The sequence below is a fragment of the Synechococcus sp. WH 7805 genome (assembly GCF_000153285.1).
Lineage (GTDB): Bacteria > Cyanobacteriota > Cyanobacteriia > PCC-6307 > Cyanobiaceae > Synechococcus_C.
Genome location: NZ_CH724168.1, coordinates 1,543,030 through 1,553,747, shown reverse-complemented (window position 1 = coordinate 1,553,747; position 10,718 = coordinate 1,543,030). Strand labels below are relative to the sequence as shown.

Here is a 10,718-nt window from a genome sequence, read left to right as displayed (position 1 = left end):
CAGGGTGGGGATCGCGATCACGCCCATCAGCACGATCAGAATGCTGCAGACCGTGGTGAGAACAGGCCGCTTGATGAACTTGTCGGAGAAGGCCATGGATCGTTCAGTTCGCGGTCTTCACAGGAATGCCGTTGCTCAGCAGGGCTGTGTTGCTCACCACGACGGTGTCACCCTTCTTCAGTCCTGACTTCAGGGGATAGAGATTGTTCTGCAACTCACCCAGTTGCACCGGTTTCTGCACCACGATCGGAGTGGTGGGGGGGAGTTTCTCCAGCTTTTTCTTCTGCTTGTCTGGAACGGAGGCTGAGGCCTTGATCTTCGGCAGGGCCTGGCTCAAGGGAACCGTGACGTAAACGAAAGGTTGCTGAGCCTGCATGAACACCGCCTGCACAGGCACGGCTAGGGCCTGCTTTTCCCCTACGACGATCTGACTCTTCACGAACTGACCGGTCTTCAGTTGGCCGGTGAGATTGGGGAAGGTGGCCTTCACCATCAGTGCGTTGGGGGAGCTGTTGGAGCCGCTGACGCCGAAATAGGGGGAAATAAAGGACACTTCCCCTTCCCCTTTGACCGGAGGATTGGTCTGGGAGGTCACGTTCACGGTCTGGCCGATTTTGACTTCGCCCGCTCTCGTGGCGGGGATCTGCATCAGGGTCCAGAGGGTGGAGTTGTCCACGATGCCCGTGATCGCTTGGCCGGCCTTTACGTAATCGCCCAGCTTTACTGAGTCGAGGTCGCCCACCACGCCATCGATCGGTGAGCGCACAAACTTGTAGCCAAGGGTGGCGGCATCGGCCAGGACCTTGTCGCGGGAGGAGATCGCCTGGGTGACGTACTGATCACGCTCTTTGGCGGAAGAGGCCCCGTTCTTGAAGAGAAACTCGTAGCGCTCGGCGTTGAGCTTGTCGGTGCGCGCTTGGGCCCGGGCAGCGTTCAGAGCTGCACTCTGTTGCACATTGTCGAGCTCGAGGATCGGCTGCCCGGCCTCTACCCGTTCACCGGCTTTGGCCAGCACCTTCACGACACGACCATCGGTTTCAGGTCTTAGCGACACTGTGGTGGTGGATTCCAGCATGCTGATTGCTTCAATGCTCGGCTGGAAGTTGGCTTCGGCGATACGGGCCGTCTTGACCGTCAGGATCTTTCCTGCCTCTGGCTTGGGCGCTCCACAGGCAGCCAGCAACGTTGCAGTGGTGAGGGTCAGCGCCAGTGTTCGCCGCACAGTGTGATGTCCCTGCTGCTCGGAACCTACTGGTTTTTTCTTGGGCCGTCGGTTGTTGTGTTTGTGCTTTGGCAAGCGTTGGTTGATGGGACTTGCTCGTCAGTGATTCGTGATTGATCAGCAGCTGTGAACAGACGTTGTATCCACGCTGACAACAACGTTCTTCACAGCTTTTCCACAGGCCTGTTCGTGCGAATCCTCCGCCAGATGAGGCCTAGGCCTGCCTGACGGGGAAAAGCTTTTTTCCCCTTGACGACGGGCTGGACGACCTCTAGGTGTTGTAACGCAAGACACATTTTATCCCTGATAACCCTGTGGTGCACAGGCTTTGCTGAATCAGTAAGGGGCTAAGTCGAAGTTGTTCCGTTTTTTTGACATCGCCGCGGTTGCCATGGCGTGATGGATGGGTTGACAGCGAAAGCCTGAGTTGCGCGAGACCCCTGATGCGATGCCTGTCCACGTGAGTGTGGAAAACCAAATGCCTGAGGATTTGCATCACGCCATGGGGGTGTTCATCGAGGAGCACCCCCAGTGGGATCAGTACCGTTTGGTTCAGGCCGCCATTGCTGGCTTCCTGTTTCAGCAAGGTTGTAAGGACCGTGCCGTGGTGCGCCACTACCTCGGTGGCTTGTTCCGCCGCGACACCAGTTCCCATCGGGTTGAGCCCTCCTGCTGACTGAGGTCAAGCGCCGAAGCCGTGATCGGGGCACAATGCGCTATCTCGCTTCAAGGCCCCATGGCTCACCGCCTGATTGCGTTGCTGGCCGTTCTTTGGATTGCGGTTGTGCCGGGCCTGCCAGCAGCGGCCTTGGGCCCCAGTGATCTGGAGCGCCAGTTGGCGAGCAAACAGGGAATCGCCGACTTGATGCCGGCTTTTCGCGATGGCAAGGGTCGGTTCCAAGTGCCGGATCCCACCAAGGATCCCCAGGCTTTTCTGAAAGCTCAACAGACCCTCACGATCCTGATTGATCAGGCGGAAAGTCAGGCTCTCCATCGCCTCAGTCCCAAGGAGGTGCAGCGCCGCATGAGCGGGTCGCCCACCCGCTTGCCCCCGGTGTGGAAGCGTTCTGAAATCGCTGTGCGCACGGATGGCCAAGTGGCGGATTGCGCCGATTCAGGCCCCAAGTGCTCCGCCTATGGTTCGGCCTCTTTTCTCAACACATTGGAGCCCATCAAAGGCTTGGAGCGAAGTTTTTATCGCAGCGTTTCCAGTGATGGCTCCGTTCCTGCGCTTGTTTATTTGCAGCCCACAGCCGTGCCCAGCGTGAGCAGGATCCTTTTGGCGGCGGCCAATTCCGCTGGTGTTTGGATTCCTGCGGCCTATGCACTCGGGCCAGCGGGAGGCGATGCTTTCTTGATCGTGAACAACTGCCTCGACCTCGCTCAGGAAGAGAACGGAGCTCTCAAGCCGTCAGCGATGCTGGTGGCCGCGCTGCAGTGGGTGGACTGACAGCGGCCCGTTTCATTGGCACGCTTGAGTTCGATTGCGCTGGGACTGCAGCGATCCACCGTTATGGCATCCGATCAACGCCCTGGGCAGAACGCCACGCCGAATCCCCAGTTGATCCATCGCCTGCTCGAGGTGATGGAGCATGAAATTGTGCCCCTCACAGCAAAGGAGGTTATTAAAGGCAACAAACTCTTTGGCGCTGCAATGCTGAATAAGCATGATCTATCCACGATCATTGCTGACACCAATCAGGAGACATTGAATCCTTTGTTTCACGCCGAAGTGCAAACAATTAATCACTATTATTCAATGCCAAAGCAGCAACATGTCGCCCCCGGCGATGTGTTGTTCCTGGCAACCCATGAGCCTTGCACGCTCTGCTCGTCGGCGATTACCTGGGCTGGTTTCGACAACTTCTATTACTTTTTTAGTCATGAAGACTCGCGAGATTCCTTCAAGATTGGCCATGATCTCAAGATCTTGAAGCAAGTGTTCAAGCACGAGCCGGGTGGCTATGCCCGCGAGAATGACTACTGGACGGGCTATGGCATCTGCGATCTGATTGAGAACTGCGCTCCAAGTGAGCGTGCCGCCTTCGAACAGCGCGCCTCGGCTTTAAGGGGCACCTACCAACAACTCTCTGATCTGTACCAGCAACGCAAGGGCCAGGGCCAAGTTGACGATCCTGCATTCATCCCCCTTGGATGAATTAGGGCGTCGTTGCTGACTGAGAAGGTGAGCGGATCAGACAACCAAGACCCACTGCAATCGCCACGGGAATGATGAAGGCTGTCATTGCTTCTTGGTAGAAGCGGAAGGAGAGAACGGTGTCATCCGTCAGCTCTCCGCCCACTCCTGCCATCAAGGCCCCAGCCCCCATGAAGACAATGGTGAGCAGCAGCGGAGATGCCACCAACGCAGCGCGCTCGGAGAGCTGCTGACGCACAAACGCAAGTCCGAGCGGTGCTGCTCCCAGGCCAAAGCCCAGCAAGAACAGCACCACAAAGGCGACTCCCTCGCTGAGCCGCACACTGATCAGAAGCATCATCATCAGCAGCGCCAGAATGGAGAACCATCGGGCTGGCCGCTGCAGACCTGTGCGCTCAGCCCAGACACCACTGATCACTCCACCCAGGCCCAGGCCCAGCACCGTCATGGCATTGATCGTGGCCGCAAGATTGGCCTTGTGGGCAAACACATTGATCTGAAAGCGGATGTTCCAGAGATCCTCAAGGGCCAGGAAGCACGAGAACAGGCCAAGGAAATAAAGGGTTCCAACCCAGAACGGCAGGCTGCCGAGACACTCCCGTAACCCTGATGCGATCGTGCGCCATCCCAGCGCTTGTGATGGAGCTGGAGCGGGGTCCATCCCATTCCCCAGGTCTCCAAGCAGGAGAAGCATCAGCCCAGCCAGGATCAGCAGGATCACAGCGCACAGGCTGAACAGGCGTGATGGCGTGTGCACCACCGGTACAAAGGCCAACAACCCCACCAAGGCACCAGCGCCATTGGCTGCGCTCTGGCTGATGTTGAGCATCAGTGGGAAGCGCTTGGGAGCGATCCTTCCGATCACATGCACCACGCCCACGAAGGCCATGCCAAAGCCAATGCCCAGGAGCACCCGAGCCCACAGCAAGGACAGGAACGATTCGGCCGTGACCATTCCCCAGGCTCCGATCGCTGCCACGACAGCGGTGCAGGCGATCAGTGGCCGCAAGGGGACGCAGGTGAGCAGCAGGCCAAGGGCGAATTGGGAGAGGGAATAGGCAACAAAGTAAGCACCACCGATCAGTCCCAACTGTCCTTGGGAGAGGTCGAGGTGTACCGCCAAATCGCCAGCGGCAATCGCGTACCCAACCACGCACACCAGGTTCATGCAGAAGAAGGCCTGCACGACCACCCATTGCATCCAAATCGGTCGCATCGCGTTTGCTGCGTTGGTTGTGGCCACCGTTTCATCATGATGAGCCTGTCTGTTGCCCAACCAGGCTGTTGTCTTTTTTGGGAATCGCCGGGCTGACGGCCCTGGGTTGGTGGTTGTCGCGCCGATGGATTTGGGGTCAGAGGCTGGGCGTCACCATGCTGGTGCTCCTGCTCGGTGTGGCGGTCCGCAATGGCCTCGGCTGGCAGCCGGACGCGCGGGTTTCGGGTTGGATCAGCGGTCCACTGACGTCGCTGGCGATCGCTGAGCTGCTGCTCGCGATCAGGCTGAAAACTTTGTTGCTGCGGGCCCGGCCGCTGTTGCTCCTCTTTGGCGTTGTTGTGCTGGCCACCGTGGTGGGCGTGGTGGTGGGTGCCGTTGCACTGGCGCAACCCCTCGGCGATCAGCGCTCCGTGCTCATGGGCCTTTACACCGCCACGTTTTCCGGTGGCAGCCTCAACCTTGTGGCGGTGGGGCGGATTTTGAATCCGCCGGATGCGTTGCTGGCCTTGGCGACAGCTGCTGATCAGATTGTGTTCACGCTCTGGTTCGCGTTGAGCGTTGGGTTCGGCCGCAGTGATCGTCTGAAGCGATCGGTCGGTCGGCCGCCGTCGTTGGCGCTCTCTCCGTCAGCCTCCCAGGCGCAGCCTGCAGGGTGGGTCTGGCCAGCGGCACTGCTCTGGGGTCTGGTCGCCCTCGGGCTGAGTGATCTGTTCAGCAAGGGTCTGGCTGGCATTGGGTTTGCGGCCCCCTCCATCCTTGTGCTCACCACGGTTGCTGTCGTGCTGGCCCAGGGTCCAGGCGCGGAGTCGCGGCGTGCTTGCAGCGAATTCGGTCAGTTTCTGATCCAACCGTTTTTCGCTGTGGTGGGCTTGGGGACGCCACTCGCTGGGGTGTTGACGGAGGGCGTCTGGATTCTTCTTTACGCCGCCATTGTGGTCGGCATGCATGGTGTCCTCGTGCTGGTGTTAGCGCGCTGGCGCGTTCCGCTTGCAGACATGCTTGTGGCTTCCCAGGCTGCGATCGGGGGCCCCAGTACTGCCCTCGCTTTGGCCACGGCCATCCATCGGAATGATCTTGCGGTGGCAGGCGTGGCCCTTGGCCTTCTGGGATATGGACTGGGGACCTACCTCGGGGTAGCAATGGCGGCCTGGGCGGATGGAAGTTTTCTCCAGATCGCCTCGTAGGACACCGGATCTGGAGAAACAACGCTGGGAATGGCTGTTGTGGTGATGGTCAATTGATCATTCTCGAGGTGGGTGATGCGGTGCTGGTCTGTGCCGATCCAGTTCGGATCAGCAGCAACCTCCACGTGATGGACAACGCCTGCAGCCGTGAGGCTGTAGCGCCCTGCGTAGCCATAGGAATGACGAAAGAGATCTGCTTGTTCGGCAACGTCAGCGGCCCCGGCACTGGGGGACCTTGTTGATCGTCCGGCTTTGCACAGCACCGCACTCATGCGCCCATCGGCGGTGTATGTCAGTTGGCCCAGAGGTTGCTCACCCCAGATGGGAACGGCCTCTGCGCCTCCCGCATCACGGATGGTGAGGCTCTCCAACGACCAGCTGCCCACGATGGTTGCCGAAGGCAGCGGTGATCGGTCACCGGCGAGAGGAGGGAAGGGGCTCTGGGCGATGAGGTCGCTTATTCCGAGGGCGTCTCGCCAATCACTCAGCGGTCGTTCCCAACCCTCTTCCCAGCGTTGAGCAAGGAGTGGTTTTGCCCTGGCTCCGAGGCTGAGGCCGTAGGCAACAGCGACGCCGAGGTCGACCGTTCGATCGCTCCCCTTGGTTTGGCTTGCCTCAGATTCGCTCACGCGGTGGATCAAATCCGCACTGATGAGCAGGGCGCTCCCCGGCCAGCGCAGTTGTTCTGTGGTCAGGCCGTTGGCAGCAGCTTCGCCAGCCATGGTGATCGGCAGCCCGGCAATCACATGCCAGATGTCGTGGGTGTGGCGAATGCGGTGTTGCAGATAGGTGTCTTCGCAAGAAACGGAGTCACCCAATTGGGGGTTGGGCAATTGGTTCAGCCCTTGTGATGCCATGAAGGTTCCATACACATGTCCCAGAGAGCCGGCCGGCATCGACCGCAGATCGCTCAGTGATGGCCATTCACCCCAGTACTGCTCGGCGATCAGCGGTTGGATGGAGGGATCCTCTTTGAGGCGATTGCGAGCGGCCTGGGCCACGTCGGTCCCGTAGCTGGCATTCAGCAGATCAAAAGCGTGATCAAGATCGTCGGGATTGCTGCAGAGTTTTGCCAGGTCAACAGCTAACCGTTTCAGCAGACTCTTGCTGTTGGCGGGCATGGAGAAGGCTTGATCAATGCAGGCAAACAAGCTTATGAACGAAAAGCGGATGGCTTCAATGCATCGGCGTGCAGGGGTAGGGAGGGCGTCTCTCCGTGTGATCGCGCCTGAACCCAATCGCACGATGCTGTCTGGTGGGAGGTTCATGGCCGCATGGACCCTGTTCTGAAGCTGTAGATGTTCACCGAGGACGGCGGCTGGCCCGAACCCTCGCAGCACGTCGATCCCACAATCGATAGTCCTCGCTGAGTTTTGAGATCCCGAAGGAAGGGTATCGACATCCACGATCTTGCTTCGCCATTGTTTGGATGGTGACGGGGGCTCACACTGCTGAGGAAGTGCATCGCTGTGATGCCCGTTGATGAGGCGATCACGCGGATTGTGAGGTTTTAGCGAAGAACTGCGCTCATGAATGTTTGGCAGCTTAGAATTCTTCAGGAATGATGATGAATGGGAAAGTAACTGGTTTGCTGCGAAGGAATCAGCGCTGTAAGCGTCTTTTCTTGATTGCTAATCTGCTGTTGATTGGTTGGGGTTTTTGCACTCCAGCCGTTGCATTGGCAAAGCCTCGTATTTTAAGGGTTGGCGTGGTTGATGGGAGCCAGCCTTGTAGTTATCGCGAAGCTGGTGTTTGGAAGGGACTGGCTGTTGAGCTTTGGACGCAAGTTGCGCAACGCGAAAATCTGCATTACAGGCTGTTGCCGATGTCTTCTATTCAGTCGATGTTGGATGCGACACGCTTGAATGAACTTGATGTCGCTGTTGAATGTATCAATTTAAGTCCTGGTCGGCTTCGTAAATATCAATTTAGTTTGCCTTTCCAGGAGGATGGTCAGGCTGTCATGGTTGCCAATGATCCTTTCAGTTTGAGTCGAGCTTTTCTTGCGGCGATGCTCAGTCCTTCGTTGGTGCGAATGGTCGCTCTTTTGACACTTTTGTTGTTTGTGATGAGTGCACTGGTTTGGTGGGTTGAGGATTACTCGAGTTTGGTTGAGCCTCGGGGGAAGAGTCCCTTGCATCGCTTTGTCAAAGTCTTTACGATTATTCTTACTGGTGAGGGTGATGCGGAGATTGTTGATACGACGAGAGGTCGCGCTGTATTGATGGCGGCTTATGTTGTTCGGAATATTTCTAGTGCGGTTTTGGTGGGATTTCTCACTGTTGAATTGGTTCAGGAAGCGCAAGGTTTGGCGAGTCGTCGTTTGAACTCTTTTGATGAATTATCGGCGATGCGCGTTGGTTATAAGTCTGGAACTGTCAGCGAGGAATTATTGAAAGAGCTTGGAATGCAGTTGGCTGATTCTTCGCGTCAGTCCCAGTCTGCACGTGTTCCGATTGATTCCATTCGTGATTCCTTGTTTGCTCTCAAAGAGGGTCGCGTGAATGCGGTGCTGGCAGATGAGTTGCAACTTCGTTATCTCCAGTCGCATGGGGGTTCTTCCGGAATCATCCCTGTTTTGTCGATGTCTGGCATTCGCCCAGAACTTCAGGGATTTGCCTTGTCCCCCAAGCTTAATCCTGAAACGGTGAAGCGCATCAACCTTTCGATTAGCCAGCTCAAGCGCAACGGTTTGGTCCAGCAGCTTCGCAATGAAGCGCTCGCAGGTCCAGGCTCTGCGAGCAATCGCTCAACGTTTTAGGCTCTTCCACGATTGAGCTCAATAGAAGGCGATCGACAAAATCCTGCCAGCTTATGCTTTGCTTGTCGCCCATAAAAAACAAATGCTTGTTCTTTTGACGTGAGTGGTGACTGGTCGATGCTCGTCAGGAGTCGGTCGAGTTCGCCGTGGTCGAGACGATCGTTGCCATTGGTATCTACTGGCATTAAGTAGAGCAGTAAGCGCTCCTCTTCCTGTCGCAGTCGTTGACGTCGTTGGATGAGCAGATTGAATTCATTGTGGTCGATTCGTCCATCAGCATTGAGATCCATCGAAGCTATCGTTGCCTCTAATTGATCATTCAGGGCTGATGTCCGTCGTGGTTGGGTACCATTGCTTGCCTCGTCTATTGCCAGTGCATGACGCAGTTCTTCAAGGCTGAGATTGCCATCACGATTGCGGTCGAGCTGACTAAAAAGATGTTGAATTTGGTAGTTTCTTTCTGTTCTTGGCTGTTCCAATCCAACGCTTGAGAAAGTGCTTTTGGTTCGTTGTTTCAGGTTTTGGCGGAAAGAGCCCAGCCGCTCGTTCGCCACGAAAAACTGTTTGCGATGTTCTTTAGGGGTGACCACGGCATGCAGGGCAACTGGAATTAAGGCCGGCAGCGCTCGTCCAGCCAGGCGCTGCATCAATCGCTGAGCCAGGATTGACAGCATTTGGATCAAGCAGTTGTGGCTGAGATTCTGCTGTTATCAGTCCCGGTTTTCGGTCACGTGAAGCCCATGCTGCCGATTGCCAGAGAGCTCGTCAGGCGTGGTCATCGTGTGCGCTGGCTGACAGGCGCTGCCTTCCGGGAGCGTGTCGAGGGAACCGGTGCGGACTACTGCGCTTTTCAGGAGGGCTTTGATTACTCACGCCCCGAGCTGGTGCCTGATCACCTGCAGGCTGATCGTGACTGCCTGCATGGCCTGAACAAGTTGCGCTTCGATCTCGCCACGTTTTTCATCGGGCCATGCGAAGGGTATTGCAAGGATTTGCTCCGCCTCCATGAGGAGAGTCCCGCTGAACTGCTGGTGTGCGACAGCTTTTTGATGGCCGGTGCCTGGTGGGCGGAAAAGACCGGTCGACCTTGGGTTCAATTGTGCTGCACGGTGCTGACCTTGCCCAGTCGTGCCTTGGCGCCGTTCGGGCTTGCGCTGCCTCCGGATGATTCTTGGTCGGGTCGGATTCGCAATCGCCTGTTGCAGCGGATCACGCGATCGGTGTTGTTTCGATCGCTTCGCAAGCGCGCCGATCAGGCTCGGCAGGCATTGTCTTTGCCTCCGGTCCGTCCTTGGCTGTTTGATGTTGTGTCGCCTCATCTCGTGCTGAGCGGAACGGTGCGGAGCTTCGAGTACCCCAGGCCCGACTGTCCGCCGCAGGTCCTGTTCGCTGGCCCCTTGCTGGAGAACAGCGATGAAGCATTCACGCCTCCAGCGTGGTGGACTGACCTTGACCACGCCACGGTTGTGCATGTCACGCAGGGCACGATCAGCAATGATCCCGCCCAATTGCTGCGCCCCACATTGGACGCACTGGCTGATGAGCCTGTGCTGGTCGTGGCTTGCACGGGGCGGCTTGATGGTGGCCTCGAATCGCTGGGCCCCTTGCCTGCGAATGCCAGGGCGGCCAGCTACATCCCCTATGCCGCCTTGCTGCCGAAAACATCGCTGGTGGTGAGTAACGGCGGGTTTCAGGGTGTGCAGGCCGTGCTGTCCCATGGGATCCCGATGGTCACGGCTGGTGAGAGTGAGGACAAACCTGAGGTTTGTGCGCGTCTGCTGCGAACCGGCGCTTCGATCGATCTGGCGACGGCCAATCCTGAGCCGGCATCCATCCGTGCGGCTGTCCGCCAGGTTCTCGATGACCCATCATTCAGCCTTGCAGCGGCTGCACTAGCCCAGGAGGCTGCAGAGGCTGGAGGGGCCAGTGGAGCCGTGGATGCGATCGGCACGGTTCTGCGCGACTTCAAGACGCCACACAGATAATTCACCCCATAGGGTTTGCAGAATTCAAATTGTTCTGATTGATGCCATATTTCAGCCTCTGGAGAAAGTTATAGAACTCGAGAGAGAGGTCTCTGAGATGGTCTAGAGGCTCCGTGAGTTATGCCCACAAGACCCTGTGCTGAAGGCGCACGACACTGTCGAGGGTGTCTTAGTTTCTTCAACATGGGCGTC

At 57.5% G+C, this 10,718-nt stretch carries 11 protein-coding genes; 6 read left to right on the top strand and 5 right to left on the bottom strand.

Annotation, left to right across the window (positions count from 1 at the left end; translation table 11 throughout):
- Nucleotides 1–103: 103 nt before the first annotated feature.
- Nucleotides 104–1,222, bottom strand: coding sequence for an efflux RND transporter periplasmic adaptor subunit (locus tag WH7805_RS08130; protein WP_038005275.1), 1,119 nt, complete (start codon nucleotides 1,220–1,222; stop codon nucleotides 104–106).
- A 448-nt stretch (nucleotides 1,223–1,670) separates the two neighbouring features.
- On the opposite strand from WH7805_RS08130, the gene WH7805_RS08125 reads away from it, so the two are divergent.
- Nucleotides 1,671–1,898 (top strand): DUF2811 domain-containing protein, encoded by a 228-nt coding sequence (locus WH7805_RS08125; RefSeq protein WP_006042568.1) that lies wholly within the window; start codon nucleotides 1,671–1,673, stop codon nucleotides 1,896–1,898.
- 60 nt (nucleotides 1,899–1,958) lie between these two features.
- Nucleotides 1,959–2,672, top strand: a complete 714-nt coding sequence (locus WH7805_RS08120; RefSeq protein ID WP_006042567.1) for a hypothetical protein — start codon at nucleotides 1,959–1,961, stop codon at nucleotides 2,670–2,672.
- Nucleotides 2,673–2,684: 12 nt separating this feature from the next.
- On the opposite strand, the gene WH7805_RS15090 is transcribed toward WH7805_RS08120, so the two are convergent.
- Nucleotides 2,685–2,816 carry a hypothetical protein gene (locus WH7805_RS15090; RefSeq protein ID WP_255344562.1) on the bottom strand — a complete coding sequence of 44 codons (132 nt, stop codon included), beginning with the start codon at nucleotides 2,814–2,816 and terminating at the stop codon, nucleotides 2,685–2,687.
- Between WH7805_RS15090 and WH7805_RS08115 the strand changes: the two genes are divergently transcribed.
- Complete coding sequence (locus WH7805_RS08115) at nucleotides 2,808–3,380, top strand: deaminase (RefSeq protein ID WP_232198985.1); 573 nt, start codon at nucleotides 2,808–2,810, stop codon at nucleotides 3,378–3,380. The two genes, WH7805_RS15090 and WH7805_RS08115, sit on opposite strands and share 9 nt — an antisense overlap.
- Nucleotide 3,381: 1 nt before the next feature.
- Here the strand turns inward: WH7805_RS08115 and WH7805_RS08110 are convergent, their stop codons facing one another.
- Nucleotides 3,382–4,596: an MFS transporter gene (locus WH7805_RS08110; protein ID WP_232198984.1), complete on the bottom strand. Its 1,215-nt coding sequence runs from the start codon at nucleotides 4,594–4,596 to the stop codon at nucleotides 3,382–3,384.
- Nucleotides 4,597–4,664: 68 nt separating this feature from the next.
- Between WH7805_RS08110 and WH7805_RS08105 the strand changes: the two genes are divergently transcribed.
- Complete coding sequence (locus tag WH7805_RS08105) at nucleotides 4,665–5,780, top strand: DUF819 family protein (protein ID WP_232198983.1); 1,116 nt, start codon at nucleotides 4,665–4,667, stop codon at nucleotides 5,778–5,780.
- Here WH7805_RS08105 and WH7805_RS08100 read toward each other — a convergent pair.
- Complete coding sequence (locus WH7805_RS08100) at nucleotides 5,720–6,901, bottom strand: Coq4 family protein (RefSeq protein ID WP_006042561.1); 1,182 nt, start codon at nucleotides 6,899–6,901, stop codon at nucleotides 5,720–5,722. The two genes, WH7805_RS08105 and WH7805_RS08100, sit on opposite strands and share 61 nt — an antisense overlap.
- A 446-nt stretch (nucleotides 6,902–7,347) precedes the next feature.
- Between WH7805_RS08100 and WH7805_RS08095 the strand changes: the two genes are divergently transcribed.
- Nucleotides 7,348–8,541 (top strand): ABC transporter substrate-binding protein, encoded by a 1,194-nt coding sequence (locus WH7805_RS08095; protein ID WP_156783653.1) that lies wholly within the window; start codon nucleotides 7,348–7,350, stop codon nucleotides 8,539–8,541.
- Here the strand turns inward: WH7805_RS08095 and WH7805_RS08090 are convergent.
- Entirely contained in the window at nucleotides 8,538–9,215 is a 678-nt protein-coding gene (locus WH7805_RS08090) for an EF-hand domain-containing protein (protein WP_006042558.1), read from the bottom strand. The genes WH7805_RS08095 and WH7805_RS08090 overlap by 4 nt on opposite strands.
- Before the next feature lie 15 nt (nucleotides 9,216–9,230).
- Between WH7805_RS08090 and WH7805_RS08085 the strand changes: the two genes are divergently transcribed.
- Nucleotides 9,231–10,526, top strand: coding sequence for a glycosyltransferase (locus WH7805_RS08085; RefSeq protein WP_156783652.1), 1,296 nt, complete (start codon nucleotides 9,231–9,233; stop codon nucleotides 10,524–10,526).
- The last annotated feature ends 192 nt before the right edge of the window (nucleotides 10,527–10,718 follow it).